Consider the following 25,314-nt stretch of genomic DNA (forward strand, 5'->3'; position numbering starts at 1 on the left):
ATTATTTAAACTTTTAATCAAAATACTTATCTATGAGAATCAGTTCCAATCTGGTAAGGAAAATTGGGCAATATTGATCTGAAACAATGTATTTTGCCCTCTGTAGCTCATTATTAAGTTAACGTATGAGAAAGAGGAATGATTATGAAGGACTATAAAAAGCTCTTAGTTGTTGTCGATCCGACTAGCGATAAGCAACCCGCGCTTGCTCGAGCCGTTGAACTCGCTTCAAAAAATCAGGCCACTATAACTGTATTTCTATCAATTTTTGACTTCTCTTATGAGATGACTTCAATACTCTCGGGTCATGAACGTGAAGCGATGAGACAAGGTGTTATTGCCCAGCGCAAAGCATGGATAAAGGACTTAGTCGAAGCCTATTCTAAAGCCGACACCGTGATTGAAACTGAGGTCATTTGGCATAACCGCCCCTTCGAGAGCATTATCCTGCATGCCATTGCAGGTGAGTATGATCTCATCATTAAGGGTACTCATGAACATGACAAGCTTAAGTCTGTTATCTTTACTCCAACTGATTGGCACCTTATGCGTAAGGCCCCCGTTCCTGTCTTGTTGGTTAAAGAGCATGACTGGCCTGTCGCCGGAAAAATTCTCTGTGCCGTTAATGTCGGCTCCGAAGATGACGATCACCAGTCATTAAACGGCAAGATAATAGAGCATGCGCAGGGCTTAGCGCAGAAGTTTGATGCTCAGGTACATCTCGTTAATGGTTATCCGGGCACGCCGGTTAATCTGGCCATAGAGCTTCCTGATTTCGATGCACATACCTATAGCGAAACTATTCGTATGCAGCATGAACAGAGAGTATGCTCACTTGCGAATACCTTTGGAATATCAACTGATTTTTGCCATGTTAAAGAAGGTTTACCTGAGGATGTGATCCCGGATCTTGCCCTGCAGCTGGACGCAGAACTCGTGATATTAGGCACCGTAGGTCGCACCGGCTTCTCGGCAGCGCTCATCGGTAATACGGCTGAACATGTTATCGATAGCATTAACTGTGATCTGTTGGCTATTAAACCCGATGGTTACCATTCACCATTAGAAGAGAGTTAACCTTACGGTTCTTTTTTAAGATTAAGTTTTAATATATACTACGCGCCCAGAATTCAAGTGTTACTAGGCGCGTTTTTTATGTCTGAAGATCTTTCCAAACACCACACCTCTCGAATGAACAAACTTCAGCGTAAGTTACGTAGTGAAGTGGGTAAAGCGATTGGCGATTATAATATGATTGAGGAAGGTGATCGGGTCATGTGCTGCCTTTCCGGCGGAAAAGACAGCTATGCGATGCTTGATATCTTGCTCAACCTTCAACAACGCGCACCCATCAAGTTTGAGATTGTTGCTGTCAATCTGGACCAGAAACAACCGGGGTTTCCTGAAGAGGTGCTGCCAGCTTACCTGGATACTCTGAATGTGCCGTACCATATTATCGAAAAAGACACCTACTCTGTCGTCAGAGAGAAGATCCCTGAAGGGCAAAAAACCTGTTCGTTATGCTCTCGATTACGTCGCGGTACCTTATATGGCTTCGCACAAAAAATCGGTGCGACTAAAATCGCATTAGGGCATCACAGAGATGACATCATTGAAACCCTGTTTTTAAATATGTTTTTTGCCGGGAAACAGAAGGCCATGCCACCAAAATTGTTGTCCGATGATGGTGCTAACATGGTTATCCGTCCTCTGGCTTATTCCCGCGAAAAAGATATTGCTGAGTACGCCGAACTCAAGGCTTTCCCGATCATTCCCTGTAACCTTTGTGGTTCGCAAGAAAACCTGAAGCGTGCTGAAGTCAAAGATATGCTTAATCTCTGGGATGAGCACCACCCGGGACGAATTGAGTCTATCTTCACGGCGATGCAGAACACCTCTCCTTCACAGGGCGTAGACCGCGAGCAGTTTGACTTTATCTCTCTGCAAAGAGATGCTGATGCGCCACTTAGAGGGGATGTTGCCGAATCAGATCTTCCGGCATTCGATTTTGTCGATGTCGCTAACAATGGTCATATCGATCTGGATGCAGCCAAGAGCCGCAGTGAAAATAAAATCGACATCGTCAGTACTTATACGCCTTAGGCTCCGCCTTTTAACCTAGTTATATAAAATTCAGATACAAAAAAGCCCGGCTGATGCCGGGCTTTTACGTTTATGCGTTAACCGTTGGTCCAGGGACTGATAACCAAAGGCTTTGTCTCGAATTCTATCTTTGACAGGGTGGCAATTTTTTCACGTGGAAGTCTCAGTAGGTCAGTGACTATCTGCTCAATCCCATCAATTGTCACGCGTGTCTTACTGCCCGGTTCAAATTCAAAGTTTAATCCAGCGATGTCTGAGCCAAAGTAACGCATGGGGAACCCTTGCATATCGTTGAGCAGTTCGTCCATCTCGGTTTGAATTTGGACTACTTCGGTTTGTAAGTATTCGACTTTGGTTTGTTTCGCCCTCACCTGCATAGCGATACTGCACTTGCTGCTATCGCCATCTATGTCAAGATTGATTCGGGCACGATCAGATTTTAGCTTGTCATCATAGGGCAAAAAGATCCTTTGCCTCTCGGTAATCGTTAGTGGGAAAGACTCTTTCTCGGTCGTCAAGGTTCCACTCTTGACTATGCAGGGTCCTGCCATAGGCACTGAAAATGCAATTTCAACTAAGGGATAATGTCCCTTGTTAACTTGCTTAAGCCTCTGGTAAAAACCTTGATACTCCAAAGAGATTGGCGCGGATTGAACTGAGGAGCAAGCGAGTATTAAACAACTAAACAGAAGGCCTTTCTTCATGATTCTCCACCAAGTACTGTTTATTTTGACGTAACATTTCCAGGAGCTCATCGATATAAGCTTCCTGACGTTCTGAATAGTTTACCAAGCCCCAAACTAATTCACTTGCCTGAGGTTGTTTATTTTGAGCCCTCAGATCAGCCCTAATGGAGCGTAATAATGAATATGCGGCATTGGAGTTTAGATTTCTCATGTAAGAGGCGACAGAAGCTTCAACTGAATCAAATACTGCAACTTCATGTGACATGCCAGCGGTTCTTGACTGAGGAACGAGTCCACACCCCTTTTTAAAACACCACTGTCCAAAGAAGTTAAGGCCCTCTTTCGCAAAGCGAGAGCTTCCCCAGCCCGTTTCATTGGCGGCCTGGATAAGAACCATAGACTCCGGGATGGTGTCGGTTCTAATCAGCAATTTGTCCAGTGTGCTTGTGTTGATGCTTCTCGACGAATATTGATACTTATTCGCTATCTCTTCGATGCGATAAAGCTCAGCATCTGTGAGTAATAACCCATCATCCAGATGTTGTTTGGACCTTTGTAAGAAAGTACGCTCATCACTGATGATGCCATTTTGAAGTCGAATAGAAGGCCTTAAGTAATCGAAAAAAGCTTGCTTCTTTTGCGCAACATTTGAAATGGCAGAAAAATCAGGGATAAGACTAAGAGCTTGTTTATTTTCGACTAATGCGCCGACTTCTTCCCCTTTGTCGTCAACAATATCTACGAAGATTAACTTTAATACAATGATCGAAATTAAGACGAAGCCAACAGCAACGGTTAATTTCCCAACTCTTCCTGTTTTCATTTTTTCTCTCTGCAGTAGAAAACTGAAAAGGATTATATGCCATATTGAACTAAACTACACATCAAAACAGTGTTTTAAGATATAATGCTATCGTCTATACCCAAACGACCTGGAAATGCTCGTTTCAGAGGCCTCGCGTGATTTCCAAGTGGCTTGGGTATCTATCTATTGGGTATTCAGGAAGGAACAACCCGGATGCATAAAAGCACGTTAAATCAATATGAGCATGTCGTAGCTATCGGCGGAGGACACGGTCTGGGACGAGTGCTGTCTTCACTATCTTTTCTGGGGCCTAGACTAACCGGTGTCGTTGCAACCACAGATAATGGTGGCTCTACTGGCCGGCTCAGACAAGAACAAGACTGTATCGCATGGGGAGACCTGAGAAATTGTCTTTCTCAACTCGCCAACCACCCTTCTATCGGTACCCTATTATTTGAATATCGTTTCGATGGGGAAAGTGACCTGTCCGGCCACAACTTGGGGAACCTTATTCTCCTCGCTCTTGACCAGCTCTGTGTCAGGCCTCTGGAAGCGGTCAACCTTATTCGGCAATTACTCAAGATTGAAACCCGAGTGATCCCGATGTCTGAAGAGCCCACTCATCTGGTTGCAATAGAAGCCTGCGGAAATAAAATCTTTGGTGAGACCAATGTTGATAACATGGATAAACATCCAATGGCATTATCATTGGAACCCATGGTTACTGCGACATGCGAGGCATGTGAGGCGGTTTCTAAAGCCGATCTGGTTATACTCGGGCCTGGCAGCTTCTTGACCAGTATTATGCCACCTTTGTTACTGCCAAAATTTGCATCGGCGCTGTCCAATTCAAATGCCGAAGTGATTCTAATCGATAATTTAACTCATGAACCCTCTCCTTCTGCAGATTTCTCATTAGAGCAAAGAATCGATTGGTGTCATCAGGTGTTGGGAGTGAAGGTGATTGATAAGGTGCTTTGTCACTCAGAGCGAAGTTATCAGGATGGGAAGATATCTTACCGTCCGCTGGTCAGCAAGCATCACCCAGGTCTTCATGACAGAATGGCTCTAGTGGATGCAATTTCAAGTATGTTGGCAGCTTCCCCTAAGTAAAGAAAGCGTTCAATAGTCTCTTTACAGGAGCAAAAAGGACAGCGTTAGCTGTCCTTTTTTGTCATTTAGTGTCTGAGACAGATGATGAAGCTAGGCAAGCAACTAAGCAAGAACCTTGGCGATGGCTTTACAGATCACGGGCATATTGTCTCTGGTCATGCCGGCGACACTTATCCGTCCGGATCCTACGATATAAACAGCATGCTCCTCTTTAAGCTGCGTGACCTGCTCTTTTGTTAATCCAGAGAAGCTGAACATGCCATTTTGTCTTGAGATGAAACTGAAGTCTTGAGTGACACCTTCAGCTTTCAGTGATTCGACAAAGAGTGTACGCATTTTTGCAATACGTTCACGCATCTCTTTCAGCTCTGACTCCCATAATGTTTTTAGCTCTGCATCGGCGAGAATAGTGCTTACAATCAATGCGCCGTGTGCTGGCGGATTAGAGTAGTTACCGCGAATGGTACTCTTAACCTGACTGAATGCCTTAGCCACAGTAGTTTCAGTGTCGGCGACTAAGGTAACAGCACCAATTCGTTCATTGTAAAGACCGAAGTTCTTAGAAAATGAATTTGCTATCAATAGTTCAGGCACAGTATCGGCCACAATTCTTAAGCCTTGCGCATCTTCGGTGATGCCAACGCCAAAACCCTGATAGGCGAAATCAAATAGTGGGACCAACTCCTGCTTAAGGCACAGCTCGGCAATGCGCTGCCATTCACTTTCGTTAAGATCTATGCCTGTTGGGTTATGACAGCAGCCATGCAGTAGGACAAGATCTCCGGCTTTCGCTTGTGACAAGTCGGCAAGCATGGCATCGAAGTCTTTACCATGTGTCTGGGCATTGTAGTAACGGTATTGCTCAATGGCCAATGAAGCCGATTTAAAAATATTTTGATGATTTGCCCAAGTTGGGTTACTCACCCAAATCGTTTTAGACTCGGTATTACGTACCAGAAACTCTGCAGCGACTCGTAAAGAGCCGGTTCCGCCAGGTGCCTGAGCCGTTAGGGCACGCTTATTTTTTACAACACGATGTTCGGCACCAAACAGTAACTCTTGAACGACACGGTTATAGGCCTGGACGCCTTCTATGCCCAGATAACTTTTGCTGTTTTCTGTTGCGAGGATCTTCTCTTCGGCAAGCTTTACCGACTTCAATATAGGTGTTGAACCTGACTCGTCTTTATAAATTCCCACCCCAAGGTTTACTTTTTCTGTTCTGGTATCAGCTTTAAATGCATCTGTTAGGCCTAAAATTGGATCGGCAGGAGCAAGTTCAACCTGGGGAAATATCATGACGGCTTTCCTAAAATATTTGAATGTAGGGAGGTTTTGGGTCTATTTATACCATTGTCGGTGAGTAACCGATAGTGAAGTTTTGTAATAGTATAAAAAACCGTTATACACTGAGCTATTTAATAAAATCCCACTCATTATTTAAAGAATAATTGATAATTAGTGCCATAATTTTGTGGAATGTACAATCTGACTTCTACCCGCTTGCGTTGCTCGCCTCGGCTCCCCTATACGACACACTCAAAGCTGAAGCCCACATAAGAGTGGGCAGGACTATATATCAGCTTTAGCATCAATCCTTGTCACCATCATTGATACCATATTCGTTGAGTAAGCTGTCGAAGTCATCGAAGTTTTCATCGATAGGAATGGTTTCATGTACCAGATAATGTAGTCCCGCTGACGGTGAATAGTTAGGTACATTATCGTAACTAAATACGGAGTAGTACTTAGCTATATTAGCATTACCAAAGTTGTCAAAGGTATATTCATCTCTGCCTGCATAAAGTTTGACACCATCGAGTGGCGACTTAGGCGGATGAAAGCGATTGCGAACGACAAATGAGCCGACAAAATCATCACTCTGTGGATTAGTCCAACTCAACTTAACCATGCCATTTTCTATGCTTGTTTGTAACTCCGTTGGCGCGGGTCGGAAATTTTTATCAGCGAATTTTTGATGAACTCGGTTTTAAAACAAAACGTTACATCAGAGAAGAGGTAGGAGACCACCTTCTGTTCACCTCAGCTTCAACGGGAGGAGATAAACTGCTCTTACTCGGTCACCTCGATACGGTTCACCTTCCCGGTGTCTTTACCGATTTTCACCTAGATAAAGAGTGGATTTATGGTCCGGGGGTCTGTGATATGAAAGGTGGCAATCATGTTGCCATTACCGCCTTAAGGCGCGTTAAAAGTACCTTTGGCAAAATCGCCGATATAGATTTGCTATTGGTGAGCGATGAGGAAACGGGCAGTGATGACAGTAAAGCAATCTCATCGGCATTAGCCAAGCAATACGCAGCCTGTTTAGTGTTTGAAGCCGCGGGCGTGCATGATGAAGTGGTTGTTGGGCGTAAAGGGGTCGGAACGTTCACCATTCATATACAGGGCAAAGCCGCACATGCCGGCAATCATTACCTTTCGGGGGCTAATGCAAACCTGGTCGCAGCACACATGATTATAGACTTAACCCATTTAACCTCGGTAGAGCACGGCAGCACAGTCAATGCCGGAGAGATTTCCGGAGGGGTAGGAGCTAATACTATCTCTCCTCACTCGAAAATTGTGGTTGAGATCCGTTACACTCAACACAAGGAAAGAGATCGTTTATTGGCTGCAATTGAACGAATCGTGAACACAAGTTATGTCGTAGGCGTGACCAGCAAGCTATCTGGCGGGATCCAACGAGACGTTATGCAACCCAATAGCGAGCAAAGTTCTCTTATAAGTAAATTAGAAAAGATTGTCGGTGAGCATCTTGCTACCGAACAGCGTGGTGGTGTCAGTGATGCTAACGTGATCGCGGCTGCCGGTGTTCCCACCTTAGATGGTTTTGGCCCCTATGGCGATGGCGATCACACCCTTGATGAGCGAGCATCCCGAAAGAGTTTTCAGCGACGGGTGAGTCAAGTCAGTAAGATATTGCTGGCCTATAATGGGATAAAAGGTGGGCAGAGAACTCAATGAATACAAATAAGCTCAGACCTATGTCAGGGCCTATTGCTCATCTCAAAGATATGATGGTAACCGAGGCTCTTCTTGTAATAGATAGTGAACCGGCACGTGTATATCAACGGCGCGAGGAATTTTGCTTTCTGAACTGTATCGTTGAATCTCAGATACAAAAAAGCCCTGACGTAAGTCAGGGCTTGAATGATGGTACCCGAGGCCGGACTTGAACCGGCACGCTTATTCAGCGAGGGATTTTAAATCCCTTGTGTCTACCGATTCCACCACTCGGGCAAACTCGTTGATTCTGATGATGCGTATTATCGGTAGTTAACACTGTATGGCTCTTATTAATAAGCCAAACTCATCACAATCTAATATGGAGGCGCGACCCGGAGTCGAACCGAGATAGGCGGATTTGCAATCCGCAGCATAGCCATTCTGCCATCGCGCCATATTTGTTTGATAATTTGGAGCGAACTCTCTATTGAAAGGAGTGGGTTCGAAACAAATCACCGATATCCTATAACTAGGTATCGCGCAGTTGATTTAAATAAAGAGTCAACTGAGCTAATGTCGCATTTCCAAATAATTAATTTGGAGCGACATATCGGGTTCGAACCGATGACCTATACCTTGGCAAGGTATCGCTCTACCAACTGAGCTAATGTCGCATTTCAAATTAATCCGCTCTCTTAAACAGCTTGTTAAACATTGCTGCTGTAAGAAAGTGTGGCTACTTTAACGGATTTACCTGATGAGTCAACAGTAAGTTTTATCTTTTTTATTCAAGTGGTTGAAAACCATTCGCAGCAGTTTGTTTTCTCTACATACCGTTTGGATATCGAACAGTTCTTGCTATGAGCTCCTACCCTGGCTTTAATCTAGCTAATGTACATTAAAGAGTGAAGTCTGATGGCAGTACAGTGTTTTAGACATTCAATTAAACACAGTAATGACGATTGTCTAACTCGGGCGCAAGACGATGCAAATCAACCATTATCAAGTTTATACAATCTCTCTAAATTTAATTTCACAGTAGTCAATATACTGGTATCAAATTCTTTTTCTAAATCGTCAGAATAATGATGGGTTAGCATGCTTTCAATCTTTTTGATCAGTACAGGTATCATTTGCCTATTGGAAATATCCCAGAACCATCTGTCTGCGTCTTGCAGAAAAGCGATAATGTCACTTCTTTCAGTCAGTAAGCTGAAAATTTGCATGTTGCACTTAGTATGATAGTAAGCAATATTTCCAAGTTTCTCGCTAAAACTTAATAACCAAACCTTTGGCTGTTCTTCAAACATCGCCAAACAGCTGTCCCAATCATTATCTTCTTCTATTCTCTCTAGTAATCCCTCTAATGAACATGGCTGGTCACTTACCAATAGTTGCTCTTGAACATGCCCCATTCCATCTGAATGATAGACCGGCTCAAGAAACTCATATTGCTTCAATACCGATACAGGGTTGATGATATCGCTCGCGAAGATGTCAAACATATTATCCTATGCCTCTTGTATTCGTTTAAGTTCACTGCATGCCTGCTTAATACGATTTGATATCGGCGCGTTGTCACCACAGCCAGCAAAGCGAAGTTCAGTGGTGAGAGTTGGCAATAAGTCGAGCAGGGCCTCTATCTGATCTTGAATTGTCTTTTCTTCTGATAATTCACTACTCATTTTTCTTTACCGTTAAAATATATTCAGCATAAGGGTGCGCGGATACCCCAATGCTAATCCAAGTGTGACGATCCTTCACTGTCACAATGTCACCAAGCTCCTCTCTTTGACGATCGTATCCATCGCCACGCAGTGAGTAACCCGCCTCGCCCTCTATCGATTGGACAACAATAATGAATGTATCGCCCTGAAACCCAAGAATATGATACTCATTTTCGTGCTCGCCGCCGACGATATCCCGAGCCTGAAAAGGCACTGTGGGATCGTCAATATCAACATAGTAGTTATCCCGACTCAGGGCTTCAATATGGCGTAAAACTTGTCTCTCAGAAGAAGCCACTGATGGAGCCAGACCGGCAAGTAGCACAGTAAAAATGACAAGAAACCACTTATTCATCTGCTATCTCCCAAAAACACGTATTTAGTTTCAAAAAAACATTGGATTGTTATTCTCCTTATCTAGCTCAAGGGTATTACGTTTTAATGGATAAATTAAACATCCTGTATATTGGTTTTGTCCTTTTCCTCACCATAGAATGGCTTAAAGCATCCCACTGGCTTACCACCTTCTAGCCACTCCAGCATATCTCGGATTTTCATTATTTTAGAAGAATGGGGGGAGCGAAAATGCAGTTCACCTTCGATATCTTTGAGAAGATATTTGACCTTATTGAGGGCATTCTTTTTATCAATCAAGTTCAAGACACATCCTTAAGTACTGACTACGCCATTCAAATTCTACTAATACCTTAATTGAAACCCAACTTGAGAACTGGGATTTGGTTAATAAATTGTGAGAGGAATTTTAAATTATTTTGAACATACAAAAAAGCCCTGACAGTAAGTCAGGGCCTATTGCTCATCTCAAAGAGATGATGGTACCCGAGGCCGCTCTTGTACAGGTACGTGTATATCAACGGCGCGAGGGATATTAAATCCATATCGTCACCTTTATCATTCTGCAGATACAAAAAAGCCCTGACGTGAGTCAGGGCTTGAATGATGGTACCCGAGGCCGGACTTGAACCGGCACGCTTATTCAGCGAGGGATTTTAAATCCCTTGTGTCTACCGATTCCACCACTCGGGCAAACTCGTTGACTTTGATGATACGTAACTTCGGTAGTCGTTACTGTGTCGGATTAACCTAACACTCATCACAATCTAATATGGAGGCGCGACCCGGAGTCGAACCGAGATAGGCGGATTTGCAATCCGCAGCATAGCCATTCTGCCATCGCGCCATATTTTTATCTTAATTTAAGATTGGAGCGACCTTCTCTAATAAAGAGAGGTTCGAACCGGCTCTTGGTTTAAACGAGAAGCTATACCTTGTTAAAGTAAGGTGTCAACTCTTTAAACTATCAACTGAGCTAATATCGCCTTTTAAAGGCGATTAATTTGGAGCGACATATCGGGTTCGAACCGATGACCTATACCTTGGCAAGGTATCGCTCTACCAACTGAGCTAATGTCGCATTTCAAATTATCTTGCTATCAGGACTTTGCATTGCTGCTTTCCCCTGACTGCGGAATGGCATTCTACCGATTTGGTCGGTAGAGTCAATAATGAAAAGCGGATAAAAAGCTGTTTTTGATCTGAGTGTTGTAAAATTAGCCTTGCCATGAAGCCTTGTGTATTTTTTGACTCAGTATTCGACTTTCCACAACCATAAAGCAAAAAGTACCCAAAAAACAAAAAGCCTCAAATCATTGAGGCTTCTTCACTAGGTTTACTGTTCTAAGCTAAGGCTAGCCATGAGGCAGAGATTGATAGTTTAGTCCAAGCATCTTCTGCATAACACCTACAACCTGGCAGCTATAACCAAATTCATTATCGTACCAAACATAAAGGATGGCTCTGTTACCTTCGGCAATGGTTGCATGAGAGTCTACGACGCCCGCATATCGTGAGCCAACCAGGTCACAAGAAACGATCTCAGTAGATTCGGTGAAATCAATTTGATTTTGAAGCTCTGAATTGAGTGCCATGCTGCGCAGGTAGTCATTCATCTCTTCTTTATTCGTTTCACCATTAAGGTTCAGGCTAATAATAGCCATAGAGACATTAGGTGTAGGAACGCGAATTGCGTTACCGGTCAACTTACCGGCTAAAACAGGTAATGCTTTAGCTACTGCTTTCGCGGCTCCGGTTTCAGTGATCACCATGTTTAACGGAGCACTACGTCCGCGACGGTCAGCTGTATGATAATTATCAATCAAGTTCTGATCATTGGTGTAAGAGTGAATCGTCTCAACGTGACCATTTACAACGCCATACTTATCATTAACGGCTTTCAGTACAGGTGTTATGGCATTAGTCGTACAACTTGCCGCAGAGACAATGGTGTCTTCAGCGAGGATATCTGATTCGTTAACACCATAAACGACGTTTTTGATGTTGCCTTTAGCCGGTGCCGTTAATAGAACCTTTGAGGCACCTTCTGATTTAAGGTGAAGACCTAAACCATCTTCATCTTTCCAGATCCCGGTATTATCGACGATCAGCGCATCATTGATACCAAATTTGGTGTAATCAATTTCATCCGGAGAGTTTGCGTAGATGACCTGAATGTATGTGCCGTTGGCGATAATGGCGTTATTTTCTTCGTCAACTTCTACAGAGCCGTTGAATGGGCCATGAACCGAGTCTCTTCTTAATAAACTTGCGCGCTTTTCAAGATCCCCTTTTCGACCGCCACGTAGAACAATTGCACGTAATCTGAGCTTATTGCTTACACCGGTTCTTTCAATTAGCAGCCTGGCTAACAGGCGGCCAATACGTCCAAAACCATAAAGCACGACATCTCTAGCTTTTTCGGTATCTTCATGATCGATCGCATCAGCTAGCTCACGACTCATATAGGCTTCAATACCATCAACGGTGTCATTCTCGCGCCAATATTTTATTGCAAGTTTGCCAATATCAACTTTACATTGTTTTACCGCTAATTTACTTAGTGCTTCTACAAATGGAAAGCTTTCACGCAATCTAAGCTTATGTCCGACATGACGACGCACCAAACGGTGTGACTTGATGATCTCTATCGTCGATGCATTGAGTAGTGGCTTACCGTATAGAACGACTTCGACACCTTGATTACGATATAATTTACCAAGCAAAGGCTGCATAGCCTCTGCCATTTCGAAACGTTCTTGCCAGCTTTGTAGGTGTTTATCAGCGCTCATTAACAGATCCTTTATCTCACTATTCTGCTTTTTTTTGCAGAAATGATTGAGTAACAAAAAGAAAAGACCAATACTCTAATTATTGGTAGGGAAAAAATCCCTTTTGGTCGGCGCTATTGTAATGAAAAGTAGCCATGCAGGCCAGCAAGATATTCTTTGTAAGGTTGTAATTTTATTAGCAAAAAAGTTGCTCTGGAGCCTATTTTGAGAAGAAATCTCGTAATATTTACATCATTTATTAGCTTTATCGCAATTTCAGCCCTTTTTGGCTGCGAAAATGATGTGAATACAGGCACGATCTGTAAAAATAATCCTGAACTTTGTAGCGATTTGCACAAAGATAGTTGGTGTCGATATGAAAAAGCAGACCTTATTAAGAAAAGATATACGTTAAAGCACACCCCATCACCAACAGGACAGCAGCTTTATCGCCATCTGATTAACTTAGAAAACTACAGTAAATGTATTGAGCTGGCCGCCGGTGTACAGCACATCCTGCATCCCGAGCGGACTAATGACAGAGTGAGAGCATACGGGCTGAGTGCACAGAGTTTGGCTCAATTACAGGAAACGACTAAAGACAGTACAGATCTCTACCTTGCCTATTATCACTGGACGCGATTCAATGATGAGAAAGCCCAAGCCGTAGTACTAAACGCCGAAAAAAAACAACAGGTGAATGATATCCAATTGCTGGCAAGAATAGCTTCATACTATCAAAAGTTTGATGCTAAGAAGGCCCAAGAAGTTTATCTGCATGTTTTTGACCTGAGCAATGAAGATAATTTCAATCCCGATTGGTTACTTGGCTTAGCTAATACTTTCCAAAAAACCAATGATCTCGAACTTACCTACCTCCTTTCCAGAGCCAATGTCTTAATGACTGAAAATAAGGTGTCTGAACAAAAAATGCTTAGCTTAATCAAAAATGATGAAGCAATTAAATCCGTACTCGATGATCAAGCTGAAGACTTAGTCGACGAATTAAATTCAGGGGATTTTAAGACAAGTTCATTCAGGTTAATGTTCATGCGAGACAAGTCTGCACTTTGACCGTTAGTATCGATTAGCCAAACCAAACCATTTTATTGGCAGTTTGGCTGGCTTAGAACATGAATTCTGGAAATAAATAAGAGTTTATTCAGGCTTTATTTGAATTGATATTAACCTAGTCTATATTTTCAATACTGTATCTGTTTTGAAATCTTCTTTTAAAGTTATTGTGTTGATTAAAAACTAGTCTAGATGTGGGGGGTAACCTCTCTCTGTGAAAGCCATTTTTAAGCTCGGCAAGATGTTTGCCATAACGAATATTTTTACATGGAAAGTGTCATTATTTGTAAAAAGCATGACCATTGTAAAAGAAATACCGAAAATGTTAATGATAAACAGCCTAAATCGGGGATATTACTTGACGGTGGCTGTCAGTTTGGTAATTTTACTACTAGAAATTATTTTTACACTTACCTGAGGGATATGAGATGTCTATCCGCGTTGCTATTAACGGCTATGGCCGTATTGGACGAAATGTTTTACGTGCACTTTATGAAAGTGAAAAAGATTACCCGATCGAGATTGTTGCTATCAACGATCTTGGTGATGCCTCTATCAATGCTCACTTAACTAAGTATGACTCTGTTCATGGTCGTTTCAACGCAAAAGTTGAGCATGATGATGAAGCTATCTATGTTAATCAAGATAAAATTCTTACCTTTTCTCAACGTGACCCATCAAAACTGCCTTGGGCTGATTTGAAAGTTGATGTCGTTTTCGAATGTACTGGTATGTTCACATCTAAAGAAGCTGTTCAGCCTCACTTAGATGCAGGTGCTAAGAAGGTTCTTATCTCTGCTCCTGGTAAGAATGTTGATGCAACTGTCGTTTACGGTGTAAACAACAATGAAATCACAGCTGATATGACAGTTGTGTCTAATGCTTCTTGTACGACTAACTGTTTGGCACCTGTCGCTAAACCGTTAAACGATGCAATTGGTATTGAATCAGGTCTGATGACCACTATCCACGCTTATACGAATGATCAACGTCTTTCAGACGTTTATCACACCGACTTACGTCGCGCTCGTGCAGCAGCAATGTCAATGATCCCAACTCAAACTGGTGCAGCTGCAGCAGTTGGTCTTGTGGTACCAGAACTTGCTGGTAAGTTTGATGGTCTGGCGGTACGTGTACCTACGGTAAACGTTTCACTTGTCGATCTGTCATTTATTGCATCTCGCGATACTACAGTCGAAGAAGTTAACGCGATAATCGAAAAAGCTGCTTCAGCTGCGCCAATGAGCGAAGTGTTAGCGGTTAATAAAGAGCCATTGGTTTCTATCGATTTTAACCACAACCCGTTCTCATCAAACTTTGATGCAACTCAGACTCGTGTTAAAGGTCGCTTAGTTAAAGTGATGTCTTGGTATGATAACGAGTGGGGTTTCAGTAACCGCATGCTAGATAATGCTGTAGCCTTGATGACTGCGAAATAATTTCGTTTTCATAGAGTTTAAAAGCCAACCACTCAGGTTGGCTTTTTTGTATCTGTTCATCCCATCATTACACTTAAACCCAGACCTTTCCTCGCTCAGCTTTAAACATTAGCCGCAATACGCCAGCTCCTCAGGTTTATAATGTCTTAAATTGATAACCATCCCTTCCTAAAGACTTGGCAATATACATCAAATGATCGGCTTGGTTTATTAGGTATTGGTGGTCCACCATTGCAGTCGTGCAATACACACTACCTAAACTCACACTGACATGATGACAAACCTGATCTTTTTCAAATTGAGCTGCAGATACACAAGCTTGAACCTTTTTTGATAAAGCATTGGCTTGTTTAACCGTCAGGTTGTGAAGATAAATACAAAACTCTTCACCTCCAATTCTGGCAAAGACGGCATCGCTTGGAATTTCCTCGGCCACAACTTTGGCAATTTCCTTAATGATATAGTCGCCAACCACATGACCAAAATTGTCGTTAATTGCTTTAAACTTATCGATATCGAATAGGAGCAGAGTGAGGCTGGTCTCTTCGTTCATTGTCAGGCACGCTTCTTTCAAGCTTTTTATGAAATAACGTCTATTGTAGATACCTGTGAGTGAGTCTACTGAAGCCAGGTGTTGCAACTCGAGATTAAGTTGCCTTAGCTCAGCCGTTCGGGATGAAACGGTCTTACGTAGTTGAAGGATATAGAGCAAAGAAAAACCTAACAATAACGAAAAGACGAATTGAAATAGATATTTTGGGTAAACCGTTTCAACGTGTAGCCATTTACGTTGAATTCGCTGCAGATCGACCTTAGAGATATTGTTCATACCTGTCTCTAATTGAATTCTGAGCTTATGTGCCCCCTCCTTTACTGCTGGTCTAATTTGGGCACTGTAGAGATGCTTAACGGGTGAGAATGAGCTTGGTTGAGATGAAGTATACAGATAGAAGTTTGCCACTTGGAAATCGGCTACAAACGCATTGATCTCGCCAGAAAAAGCACCGCTCAACATGACTTCATTATTGGAATATGAGATTAACTTAACATTTGGGTAGTTCTCTCTTATATAGCTTTCTTCGTATCCACCCGCCACAACACCAAGTTCTCCTGATTGAAGGAAATGGTCGACATCTGTTCCAAGGTAGTCTGCCGAGAAAAACAGTTGTGTATCAATTTCAACGACTCCGTCAAGGTAGTCAAAAAATAATTCTCTGGTGTCTGACCACAGTAAACCAGCATGTACATCAGCCCTACCACTGCGAACGAGTTGAACCGATTCATTCCAATCCGTCAGCATAAATATGATATCGACATCATTAACCCTTGCGTACTCTTTCCAAATATCTACAAGTAATCCTTGCGGGTCTCCGGAGTCATCAATATAGGAAAAAGGCTTCCATGCTTTAGAGTTTGCAACAATCAGGGTATTGCTTTCCATTGACCTGGCCTCTGGTGTTCGATTGAACTCATTGGCATTGGCTTGATGAAGAGTCATAAGGATGAAAATAATTAGAAAACGGCATATGTCGATGGTCATTTGTTTGTTATCTCCCTCCTTTAGAAACGATATTATTCTAGCGGAATAAACTGAAATACTATGTCATCAATGGCCTGTATTGAAAGTTTAGACTTAATACTGAAAGGTGCCTCTAATCAATTGTAATTATGGTTAATTATTCCGCTTAATTTATTAGCGCATCAACAAAAGTTAATGATATGACAGTGAGGTAGCTTCATAAATTGATAAAGATACGAGTAAAGCGCCCTAAATAGCTTCGCTCAGCCCCTTAGTGACGAATGAGAATGATTATCCCTCTGATTTGCTTATTTTAATTAGTACAGTCTATAGTCCAAGCATAAGATTAAGTTCTAACATCAGCAGCTAAATTGTCTAGCATTAATTGATATAGATCAATAAAAGGGGCGTGTTAGATGAAAGGCAAGACGAAGATAACCAGTGTGCTTAACCAAATACTGCTGCTTGAGCTCACTTCGATAAATCAATATTTTTTGCATGCTCGAATGTATAAAAACTGGGGACTCGAGGAACTCGACGAAAAGGAGTATAAAAAATCGATATTGGATATGAAACAAGCCGACTCCTTGATTGAAAGGATCCTATTTCTCGAGGCTCTTCCTAATCTACAACAATTGAATAAGTTACGTATCGGTGAGCACACCGAAGAGATGATCGAGTGTGACAAGGTTTTACAAGAAGAACAAATTGCAGAATTACGCAGTGCCATTTACCTATGTGAGCAAGAGCAGGACTATGTTAGTCGTGAATTACTGGATAAAATTTTAGAAGATGAAGAAGATCATCTGGATTGGATTGAATCGCAGCAATACTTGATCAATACAACCGGTGTACAGAATTATCTACAGTCTATGATGGAGGATTAACATGCAAGGCAATCAGAAGGTTATAGACCACCTTAATCAACAATTGACTCTAGAGTTAACCTCGATGGACCAATATCTTGCTCATTCCAAGATGTACGAAGATTGGGGCATTAATAAACTACACGAAAGACTGTCCCATGAGTACGAGGAGGAACTTGGTCACGCTAAACGATTAGCAGAGCGGATCCTCTTTCTGGAAGGAACACCGGACACCGCATCCCGTAAACCTATTAACGTAGGCAGTAATGTGCAACAGATGCACGAAAATGATCTTGAAGCTGAAGGGGTCGTTGCTGCCAGTCTAACCAAAATTATCACCATCTGTGAAGAAGAGAAAGACTATGTCAGTCGTGAGATTTTAGAAGACTTATTGGAAGATACCGAGATGGATCATATTTACTGGCTGGAACAACAGTTAGGCTTAATAGATAAGATTGGTATCCATAACTATATTCAATCCCAGATGGGAAGTCAGGATGGTTAATTGGCTCAAATTTCGAGAAGAGTGGAGTGATTAGCCCTACTCTTCTTCGTTTCGCCTTGCTTTGTTACACCTGATTAGAAGTGAATAATTCTGTGTTATTACCAGTCAGCTTATTTAACTTTAATTTAGTACGACATAACCACGACTAGTCATGCAGTTTTTGACTATCGTTTCCTTTTCCTGTTCGTAACTGGCTGCATTTTTCCTTTTGGAACGGTTTTTTCCGACTACACCACCAACGAGGCCAATCGCCGCCCCAGTCTTTGCTCCATCAGTCCCTGAGCCTCCCGATATGGCACCCGCAGCGGCACCAACTGCAGCCCCCTTCGCGACACCGGAAACGGCTCCTCCCTGGGTAGTCTTTTGTTGAGCCTGTTGGGAGAGTTCAGTACACTCATGTAGGTCGAACACATAATCTTTCTCGTCTACACCGGTTTTATCTACAACTATGTTGGCGAAAACTGAGGCTTGAAATGATAGCAAGCCAATAAACAATAGAAACTTTTTCATAATACCCTTACCTGATTATATGGTGTCCTGAAGGACAAATCTTGTCACTACTAGAGTGTAGACAATCAGTTTATCCCTCGTAGCCTGAATTTCGGCTGAATGGTAAGAAGTTTTATTTTCAGATATTAAAAGCGTTTAATACGTACGACTTTCATGATTTCAATTTCGAAACCCGCAACTTTTTCTGTTTCGGCATAATAGGTCATATTGACTCTGTTGCCCTTCAGACATCTGAATTTCTTTGGCCTTCTGAATTTAAATGGAGCATCGCACCCTTCAATCATGACGGTATGTTGTACCCACTCCTCTACATCCCTCTGCGTATGAGAAACTATCTTCACACCTTCAGAGTGAACCAGCTTGTCATGACTGGAAAGCATCTTATCTAATTTTGATTTCATCTGTACCCCCATAGACCAGTCGTTAAGGATAGCAAGGGTGGGTATATTTAGCACTATTTCAATCGAAATCTTGCACTGTTAAAAGCTGTACTAAACTTAATGTGGCCTTACTTTTAATATTGATCCCATTTGCAATAATACCAATCGGTATAAAGATGTGACAGCGGACTGTGACGAATGGTTTAAGAGGCATTATTCATAAGGAAAAACTATGAGGTTCAAACTTAGCGCTTTGTGGCCCATCTTTACTGTGGCGTTGCTGTTTTCCATGTCGTGCTACTCAGCCAATCAAACAGAGGAAGCCGAAGTTAAGCAACCACTAAGGGTGCTGACCTGGGAAGGGTATGTTACAGCTGAAGATGTCCGTGAAGTTAATTTAATACTCACTGAGCAAGGCTATAACTATGAAGTTGAGCTGGTCACGCCTTTTGCGCAGAGTGCCGATCAGATGTTCGATCTCATTCGAGCAAGAAAATGCGATATAACATTTCTGACCCTCTATTTTATTAAGATGCAGAAAGAGCAAACGTCAAAATTGTTGCAAGCCATCAATATACAGTCTCCCAGGCTTACTCATTTCCCGGATCTGCACGCGAAACTCACTCGACTGGACATTGGCATTAATGCCAACGGAGAGCCCTTGTATATTCCATGGGGTGGTGGCATTTACGGTTTTTATATTAATACAGACAAAGTTAAGCAGGCAGATATCCCGACATCGGTATCCGATTTGTGGCTGGATGAGTGGAAAAACACCTTCTCGTTAAATATCGCCCAGGAGTGGTACAACCTTGGGTTGGCATTGATGAGCATGGGGCATTCACCATTTTATCTTTATGAATCCCTAAAATCACACGATCGACAGACTGTACTTAAGATGTCATCGCCAGACGGAGAGTTGCAGTACAAAATAGCAAAGCTTTACCTGGCTGCGAAAAGCTTCTGGTTAAACTCATCTGGTTTCAACGATGAACTGTTAATAGTCAGTAGCTGGGGACCGGAGGTACATTCTCAACATGTTAAGGGAGATAATTGGCAATTGATTGACTTCAAAGAGGGTCATATGGCTTGGTTAGATACCATCAATTTCGTAAAAGGTGTGGAAGGTAAAAAATTGGAAGCCGCTGAAATCTTCGCAAATTATTTCATTGGGAAAGAGGTTCAAACCCGAATATCCAGTGAACTGTCGATGATCCCAGCCTCGAAGAAAGTTGCTGCCAATCCCATGCTGGGAGATGTGAATAACATAGTGAAAAAAATTTGGGTCGTCCCCCCCTTTGATAATTCAAGTTACGATATCATGAAAAAGATGACCGACAGAGCCAAGGTCACTACAGGGCACTAGTTCTTTATCAAGAAATTATAAATAGCGGTCTTTCAACCAACCGTAGTGATAATAGCCCCATTGACCCAGTCGACGTAACCTTGGCATTGGAAAATGGGGTAAGGGGTTAGTATATAGGGGGAGAGATGGTATCTCCTCACCCGCAATATACTGAGCCAACCTGAAGCCTGCTTGTGCACTGAAAGAGACTCCTGCACCACAATAACCTAAACTGTACCCGGTCCCTCCCCGCGCATAAACATGGGGCATATCGTCCATTGCCGCAGCTATCCAACCAGTCCAGTTATGAGATATAGATTTATTTGCTAGTGATTGAAAACACTGACCCAAAGCATAACGTAATCGCTGGACGTATATTGGATGAGTGGCATCTTTGCCATAGATAGCCCCTCGTCCTCCCAATAACAATCGATTATCAGGGAGTAGACGGTAATAATATTTGAGTATGCGAGTGTCCATTGTCACCTGTCGGGTGTGAAGACCTGCACGCTGTAGTTCTTCATGACTGAGTGGCTCGGTGACAATAATATTACTTAATATAGGCAGGAATTTTTCGTCAAGCTTAGGGCTAAAAACCTTTGGAGTGTATGCATTACCCGCGCTAATGACTTTGTTGGCCAGTATTTCACCATGCTCCGTGATTAACCTATGCTTACCCTTTTCCTCAATCCACTGTTTAACACAGGTGTTTTCAAATATGTTGACCTTTTGCTTCTCCACCATCCGCTTATAGCCAAGCACCAGTTTAAGCGGGTTAAGTCCGAAGCCATCATTTAACCTCATTGCGCCATAGGCTTGATGGTGTGCCATAAATTCACTGGTTAATCTGCTTTGCGAAATAAACTCGGCCTCGCCTCCTAAGTGCTCGGTAATAAAACTCGAAGCACTTTGAAGTGACTTAAGGGCATGACTATTGTGCGCAATTTTGAGATAACCCTTCTCCTGAGGATCGCAATCTATCTGATGAGTATCGATGAGCTCACTGACTCTCCCTACCGCCTGGCTAAATTCATGGTAGATCCCCTTTGCCGTGTCAAGATCCCACCGCTTTGCCATCTGTGCATATCCCAGCCGACCGGAACCTTTCAATACAAAACCCGCATTGCGACCGCTGGCACCAAAACCTACCGTGTTAGCTTCTAAGACACAGCAATCAATATTAAATCGCGTTGCAAGGTAATAAGCCGTTATAAGACCGGTATACCCTGCTCCGATGATGACAACATCAGTCTGGTGGCGGCCCGATAACCTGGGGTTAATCTTCGGGACATCGACGGTTGTGCCCCAATAGGAGTCGGGCCAACAAAGATTGGCCGGAGACGTGTCAATCAGAGGATCATAGGTTGTATTGGTGGTCATCGTTATCTCAGTCGGCGTTAATGGATACTGAAAAGTGCACAGTTAGTAGAATCACTTAAAAGAAAATTCAATTACTTAAAAGCTAGTTTATTTAAAAACAAGAAGCATTTCACTGGCCGTGCAATGACAATCGGCACCACATAACACGCAGACATAATCCGGATGTTCCAAAGTGTCATTCCACCTATCCGGGTGTTCTTTAATCAATACGCCGCCCGCTTTACTAAAATAACGAATGGCTGAATTATTTGGGCTCTGTTTCCATAAATGGCTAACTCCAGCCTTAGCACCCTGTAGTTTAGCGGCCGCTATAGAGGCATTAAGCAGTTGTCCACCTATCCCCTTTCCTCGTGAGCCTTCTGCTACTGTGTTGCATTTAAAATAACACACCTCATCAGGTTCAATCCCCCAGGCATCTGGCGTGCACCAATGGTCGGGCTGCCAATTCCCCGTAGCATAGGTCAATCTAAACCCTATGAGTTCCCCATCTTGATACGCAACAAAATTGGCATTGATACCGGACTTTATTCCTTTCTTATAAAGTAATTCGATGGAGTGACTATCTAAGTATCCTGCGCCATGAACCAGATTGCCAAGCTGGATGACATCACTGAAATGCTGCGGACTTAAGCTTTGTATCATCTGAAGTTCTCTTTTTTTGTTTTAAATTAAACAAAATCGCACGACTTGTATATAGCGGCAAAAGATGAGTTTACGACAGGCCAGAAACTAACAAGACGATTTTTGTAGCCAGTATTGAAGCGAAGTATATCCCTTAGAAGCTTTATCATTCATGGCATTACCTGTAAGTTATCCATGAAAAAAACGAAAAGATGGGGAAGCATTACATGAAACCAAGTTTAATATCATTAGCCTTGATAGCCGCCTTAGCTGGCTGCTCTCAAACAGATGACAATAGTCTCAACCAAGCTCAAACTGGCAATCATGCCACCTCTCAAGACTCTCAAGCTGTTGCAAATAGCGTGTATCAGGAGATGTTAGACAGGTTCGTGACTATTGATATGAAAGCCGACTTATCGGCGCTCAGCGAGATAGACAAACAAGTATTAATAAAGTTGATACAAGTTGCCGACATTCTCGACGAGGTGTATCTGCGTCAGACTTATGATGACAATGCCTCGATACGGGCTCAAATTCTGGATTCATCTCTTGCAGATAAAGAGTTGATACTTTCTCTGTATGACCTTCATTATGGACCTTGGGACACCTTAGAGGGCGATAAAAACTTCTTTGGTGACATCAAGAGACCCGATGGCGCCGGTGTCTATCCAACCGACATGAGTAAAGAGGAGTTTAATGAATGGATTAAGCTCCATCCGGAAGATGAGGCTAAGTTTAAGAGTGGTTATACCGTCATACGGCGTCAAGGGGATAAACTCATTGCTATACCCTATAGCCAATTTTACGCAAAAGAGATGAAAGCATCGGCGGCCTTGATGCGCGAAGCCGCAGCTCTAACATTAGATCAAAGTCTAAAAACCTTCCTGACTAAACGTGCCGATGCTTTTCTTAACGACGAATACCGTGACTCCGAGATGGCGTGGATGGACCTCGACGGCAGTCTTGAAGTTGCCATTGGCCCATATGAAACCTATACCGACAAATTATTTGGCTATAAGACCTTTTTTGAGGCATTCATTACCGTCAGAAATCCAGAAGACAGTGCCAAGCTCGACGTCTATAAAAAGTATCTTAAAGAGATGGAGCTGAATCTGCCGATACCCGATCAGCATAAAAACCTGCAGCGTGGGTCTGAGTCACCCATCTCTGTGGTCGACCAGGTTGCTGGCGGTGGGGACAATAAACCTGCAGTTCAAACGACCGCCTTTAATCTACCGAACGATGAATACGTTCGAGAGATCAAAGGCAGTAAAAAAGTCATGTTAAAAAACGTACTCAATGCTAAGTACAATGCCGTTATGCAACCCATATCGGAGCTGATAATTGCCGAGGAACAGCAAGCCTTGCTGATGGAGAAATATTTCTTCAACGAAACACTTTTCCATGAATTGTCCCATGGCTTAGGTCCCGGCTCCATCATTAAAGATGGTAAAAAAACCACAGTTGCCGAGCAGCTTCAGGAGACCTACTCTAAGATAGAAGAGGGTAAAGCTGATGTGATGGGTGCTTACAATATGCTGTTTTTAATGGATAAAGGTGAGCTTCCAAAGGCTGAACGCGATAGTATGTTAGTCACCTATTTTGCCGGTTTATTCCGCTCGATGCGTTTCGGAGTCCATGAGGCTCATGGTGCTGGAGCAGCTTTTCAATATAATTATTTCAAAGAGAAGCAAGCCTTCAGTTTCGACCTTGTCACTGAACGTTACACCGTCAACTTAGACGCTATGGCTCAATCAATATCAGATCTTGTCCATGATGTCTGTATGATCCAAGCGCTGGGGGATTACCAAAAATCTAAGTCATTCCTGGAAAAATATGCTGTTATGTCTGCAGAAGTGGCTAAATTGAACGTTAAAATGGAATCAATTCCCACCGATATCAGACCTAATTACCCTCAAATATAATAAGTATTCCGCCTCATTATCTTCCCGGTAATGAGGCGATAGCGCCCTATCTCGACAGATCCCTCCCCTTAAATCACTCTGCTCTAATTGCTGTTAAGGTTACTAAGATGTTAATCTTTAAAATTAAGTGACCAAAAAAACAATAACGAAGGAATGACTTAAAGATGGAGAAGATTGAACAGAAAACACTTGGTGGTAGTTTCAAGAACTCAGTCAAAAACTCAGTTAAGAAACCGAGTAAAATCATCATCATTCTTTATGGTTTATTAAGTAAAGTGCTATCAACGACTACGGGCCTGTTAGGTCGTTTAACCGCAGCACAAAAGCTCTATTTAATCGCAATTCTGCTCCTGTTTACTTCAGAAAACTTCGGTGTAGTCGCAATCGTGACGGTTGTAGCACTGACACTGGAGTTTTGGCCTTTATTCGATAAAGTGTGGCACACATTATCAGGCAAAACTGTCCTGTTACTGTTTTATGCCATCATAGCTAACTTTGCGATTGCCGGAGCCGCTTCAGTGGTCAATGAGGTGGTTGGTGTATCGACGCAGCATTTTTCTTATACTCACAATTTTGCAATTTTACTCTATCTTCCCGCTTGGGTTATCGCGATGACCGCCCTCGCCATTTTACTCTTACAGATAGCAGTCCCCTTTTACTTAATTAGCTTGCTCCTACTCAGGCCATTTGGTGTTAAAGGGTTGAAACTAATTAATCATAACCACTTTAGATTTACGACTATGTTTGTTCGACTTATTTTGGCTTCAATCGTGCTATATCACCTGGTCTTGATTGCGAACTTAGACAGTGAACTGAAAGATGATCTCTCCGATCCTGCAGGTGTCGTATTTAGTGAGTTAACTGATAAGCAAAAACAAGATATTTCCAAAGAGTTGGAAAATGCAAAAGCAGATAATGCTGGTGAAGAGGAGATCACTATAGGTCTTTCATTAAGTGAAGAAGAGCAAAAGCTGCAGGAGGAGATATATGCCCATGTCAGGGACGATTATGAAAAAAAGGTCCGAACTTTTATCGCTCAATTTGCTTACCATTTAGAGGCCGATAGTCGTTCACGTTGTCAGTTAAAACCCGGTACAAATGTGGTTGAGTTAAATGATTACGAAATACTGGAGATTAGCCGCGATAAGGAACAGGCCTATGGTTACAGATTCGAGGTGAAAAAGTGTATCTCTCCCGCCTTTCCGGCATAGACACTTTAAC

25 protein-coding genes and 6 tRNA genes are annotated in these 25,314 nt (G+C 42.6%); 11 read left to right on the forward strand and 20 right to left on the reverse strand.

What is annotated here, in order from left to right:
- Positions 1-144: 144 nt before the first annotated feature.
- Together uspE and ttcA are read left to right on the forward strand one after the other, a co-directional pair.
- The gene (gene uspE, locus EKG38_RS11205) at positions 145-1,077 is read left to right on the forward strand and encodes a universal stress protein UspE (protein WP_126520347.1); all 933 of its coding nucleotides are present in this window, start codon (positions 145-147) and stop codon (positions 1,075-1,077) included.
- A gap of 78 nt (positions 1,078-1,155) precedes the next feature.
- Entirely contained in the window at positions 1,156-2,103 is a 948-nt protein-coding gene (ttcA, locus tag EKG38_RS11210) for a tRNA 2-thiocytidine(32) synthetase TtcA (RefSeq protein ID WP_126520348.1), read from the forward strand.
- A gap of 77 nt (positions 2,104-2,180) precedes the next feature.
- Here the strand turns inward: ttcA and EKG38_RS11215 are convergent, their stop codons facing one another.
- A complete protein-coding gene (locus EKG38_RS11215) occupies positions 2,181-2,807 on the reverse strand; it encodes a DUF2987 domain-containing protein (RefSeq protein ID WP_126520349.1) in 627 nt (208 codons plus the stop codon).
- On the reverse strand, positions 2,785-3,612 hold the full coding sequence (locus tag EKG38_RS11220) for a glucosaminidase domain-containing protein (RefSeq protein WP_126520350.1): 828 nt from the start codon (positions 3,610-3,612) through the stop codon (positions 2,785-2,787). The genes EKG38_RS11215 and EKG38_RS11220 overlap by 23 nt, the downstream gene beginning before the upstream one ends.
- Positions 3,613-3,807: 195 nt before the next feature.
- Between EKG38_RS11220 and yvcK the strand changes: the two genes are divergently transcribed.
- The gene (gene yvcK / locus EKG38_RS11225) at positions 3,808-4,707 is read left to right on the forward strand and encodes a uridine diphosphate-N-acetylglucosamine-binding protein YvcK (RefSeq protein WP_126520351.1); all 900 of its coding nucleotides are present in this window, start codon (positions 3,808-3,810) and stop codon (positions 4,705-4,707) included.
- 102 nt (positions 4,708-4,809) lie between these two features.
- Here yvcK and EKG38_RS11230 read toward each other — a convergent pair whose 3' ends face one another.
- Together EKG38_RS11230 and EKG38_RS25215 are read right to left on the reverse strand one after the other, a co-directional pair.
- Positions 4,810-6,006, reverse strand: a complete 1,197-nt coding sequence (locus EKG38_RS11230; RefSeq protein ID WP_126520352.1) for an amino acid aminotransferase — start codon at positions 6,004-6,006, stop codon at positions 4,810-4,812.
- Between the two features lie 292 nt (positions 6,007-6,298).
- Entirely contained in the window at positions 6,299-6,619 is a 321-nt protein-coding gene (locus tag EKG38_RS25215; RefSeq protein ID WP_246033144.1) for a hypothetical protein, read from the reverse strand.
- A gap of 29 nt (positions 6,620-6,648) precedes the next feature.
- Here EKG38_RS25215 and EKG38_RS11240 point away from each other — a divergent pair, with 29 nt between their 5' ends.
- Entirely contained in the window at positions 6,649-7,695 is a 1,047-nt protein-coding gene (locus EKG38_RS11240; RefSeq protein WP_246033145.1) for a M20 family metallopeptidase, read from the forward strand.
- A 190-nt stretch (positions 7,696-7,885) separates the two neighbouring features.
- Here EKG38_RS11240 and EKG38_RS11245 read toward each other — a convergent pair.
- The 11 genes from EKG38_RS11245 to EKG38_RS11290 all read right to left on the reverse strand — a co-directional run bounded on the left by EKG38_RS11245 (position 7,886) and on the right by EKG38_RS11290 (position 12,550).
- Positions 7,886-7,971: transfer RNA gene (locus EKG38_RS11245), tRNA-Leu, on the reverse strand.
- Positions 7,972-8,057: 86 nt separating this feature from the next.
- A tRNA-Cys gene (locus tag EKG38_RS11250) sits at positions 8,058-8,131 on the reverse strand.
- A gap of 144 nt (positions 8,132-8,275) precedes the next feature.
- Positions 8,276-8,351 (reverse strand) — tRNA-Gly (locus EKG38_RS11255).
- 318 nt (positions 8,352-8,669) lie between these two features.
- A complete protein-coding gene (locus EKG38_RS11260; protein ID WP_126520354.1) occupies positions 8,670-9,182 on the reverse strand; it encodes a hypothetical protein in 513 nt (170 codons plus the stop codon).
- Between the two features lie 6 nt (positions 9,183-9,188).
- Complete coding sequence (locus EKG38_RS24930; RefSeq protein WP_185826839.1) at positions 9,189-9,362, reverse strand: hypothetical protein; 174 nt, start codon at positions 9,360-9,362, stop codon at positions 9,189-9,191.
- Complete coding sequence (locus EKG38_RS11265; protein WP_126520355.1) at positions 9,355-9,759, reverse strand: hypothetical protein; 405 nt, start codon at positions 9,757-9,759, stop codon at positions 9,355-9,357. Before EKG38_RS11265 ends, EKG38_RS24930 begins: the two co-directional genes overlap by 8 nt.
- 95 nt (positions 9,760-9,854) lie before the next feature.
- Positions 9,855-10,064 carry a hypothetical protein gene (locus EKG38_RS11270; protein WP_126520356.1) on the reverse strand — a complete coding sequence of 70 codons (210 nt, stop codon included), beginning with the start codon at positions 10,062-10,064 and terminating at the stop codon, positions 9,855-9,857.
- 301 nt (positions 10,065-10,365) lie between these two features.
- Positions 10,366-10,451: transfer RNA gene (locus EKG38_RS11275), tRNA-Leu, on the reverse strand.
- An 80-nt stretch (positions 10,452-10,531) separates the two neighbouring features.
- Positions 10,532-10,605: transfer RNA gene (locus EKG38_RS11280), tRNA-Cys, on the reverse strand.
- Between the two features lie 158 nt (positions 10,606-10,763).
- Positions 10,764-10,839 (reverse strand) — tRNA-Gly (locus tag EKG38_RS11285).
- Positions 10,840-11,113: 274 nt separating this feature from the next.
- A complete protein-coding gene (locus tag EKG38_RS11290) occupies positions 11,114-12,550 on the reverse strand; it encodes a glyceraldehyde-3-phosphate dehydrogenase (protein WP_126520357.1) in 1,437 nt (478 codons plus the stop codon).
- Between the two features lie 204 nt (positions 12,551-12,754).
- Between EKG38_RS11290 and EKG38_RS11295 the strand changes: the two genes are divergently transcribed.
- Both EKG38_RS11295 and gap read left to right on the forward strand, forming a co-directional pair.
- Positions 12,755-13,603, forward strand: a complete 849-nt coding sequence (locus EKG38_RS11295; protein ID WP_246033146.1) for a DUF2989 domain-containing protein — start codon at positions 12,755-12,757, stop codon at positions 13,601-13,603.
- A gap of 428 nt (positions 13,604-14,031) precedes the next feature.
- Positions 14,032-15,042: a type I glyceraldehyde-3-phosphate dehydrogenase gene (gap, locus tag EKG38_RS11300; protein WP_126520358.1), complete on the forward strand. Its 1,011-nt coding sequence runs from the start codon at positions 14,032-14,034 to the stop codon at positions 15,040-15,042.
- 136 nt (positions 15,043-15,178) lie between these two features.
- Here the strand turns inward: gap and EKG38_RS11305 are convergent, their stop codons facing one another.
- Complete coding sequence (locus tag EKG38_RS11305; RefSeq protein ID WP_185826840.1) at positions 15,179-16,483, reverse strand: transporter substrate-binding domain-containing diguanylate cyclase; 1,305 nt, start codon at positions 16,481-16,483, stop codon at positions 15,179-15,181.
- 494 nt (positions 16,484-16,977) lie between these two features.
- Here EKG38_RS11305 and bfr (EKG38_RS11310) point away from each other — a divergent pair, with 494 nt between their 5' ends.
- Together bfr (EKG38_RS11310) and bfr (EKG38_RS11315) are read left to right on the forward strand one after the other, a co-directional pair.
- The gene (gene bfr, locus EKG38_RS11310) at positions 16,978-17,448 is read left to right on the forward strand and encodes a bacterioferritin (RefSeq protein ID WP_126520360.1); all 471 of its coding nucleotides are present in this window, start codon (positions 16,978-16,980) and stop codon (positions 17,446-17,448) included.
- 1 nt (position 17,449) lies between these two features.
- Positions 17,450-17,932 carry a bacterioferritin gene (bfr, locus tag EKG38_RS11315; protein WP_126520361.1) on the forward strand — a complete coding sequence of 161 codons (483 nt, stop codon included), beginning with the start codon at positions 17,450-17,452 and terminating at the stop codon, positions 17,930-17,932.
- Positions 17,933-18,052: 120 nt separating this feature from the next.
- On the opposite strand, the gene EKG38_RS11320 is transcribed toward bfr (EKG38_RS11315), so the two are convergent.
- Positions 18,053-18,442, reverse strand: a complete 390-nt coding sequence (locus EKG38_RS11320; RefSeq protein WP_126520362.1) for a YMGG-like glycine zipper-containing protein — start codon at positions 18,440-18,442, stop codon at positions 18,053-18,055.
- 125 nt (positions 18,443-18,567) lie between these two features.
- A complete protein-coding gene (locus tag EKG38_RS11325) occupies positions 18,568-18,843 on the reverse strand; it encodes a hypothetical protein (protein WP_126520363.1) in 276 nt (91 codons plus the stop codon).
- 211 nt (positions 18,844-19,054) lie between these two features.
- Between EKG38_RS11325 and EKG38_RS11330 the strand changes: the two genes are divergently transcribed.
- On the forward strand, positions 19,055-20,188 hold the full coding sequence (locus EKG38_RS11330; RefSeq protein ID WP_126520364.1) for an ABC transporter substrate-binding protein: 1,134 nt from the start codon (positions 19,055-19,057) through the stop codon (positions 20,186-20,188).
- A 15-nt stretch (positions 20,189-20,203) separates the two neighbouring features.
- Here EKG38_RS11330 and EKG38_RS11335 read toward each other — a convergent pair whose 3' ends face one another.
- Complete coding sequence (locus EKG38_RS11335) at positions 20,204-21,547, reverse strand: NAD(P)/FAD-dependent oxidoreductase (RefSeq protein ID WP_126520365.1); 1,344 nt, start codon at positions 21,545-21,547, stop codon at positions 20,204-20,206.
- A gap of 87 nt (positions 21,548-21,634) precedes the next feature.
- Positions 21,635-22,189, reverse strand: a complete 555-nt coding sequence (locus tag EKG38_RS11340) for a GNAT family N-acetyltransferase (protein WP_126520366.1) — start codon at positions 22,187-22,189, stop codon at positions 21,635-21,637.
- A 206-nt stretch (positions 22,190-22,395) separates the two neighbouring features.
- Between EKG38_RS11340 and EKG38_RS11345 the strand changes: the two genes are divergently transcribed.
- Positions 22,396-24,093, forward strand: a complete 1,698-nt coding sequence (locus EKG38_RS11345; protein WP_126520367.1) for a DUF8614 domain-containing protein — start codon at positions 22,396-22,398, stop codon at positions 24,091-24,093.
- Positions 24,094-24,257: 164 nt separating this feature from the next.
- Positions 24,258-25,304: a hypothetical protein gene (locus EKG38_RS11350; RefSeq protein WP_126520368.1), complete on the forward strand. Its 1,047-nt coding sequence runs from the start codon at positions 24,258-24,260 to the stop codon at positions 25,302-25,304.
- The last annotated feature ends 10 nt before the right edge of the window (positions 25,305-25,314 follow it).

This window comes from Shewanella canadensis (genome assembly GCF_003966225.1).
In the GTDB taxonomy this organism is placed as follows: Bacteria; Pseudomonadota; Gammaproteobacteria; order Enterobacterales; family Shewanellaceae; genus Shewanella; species Shewanella canadensis.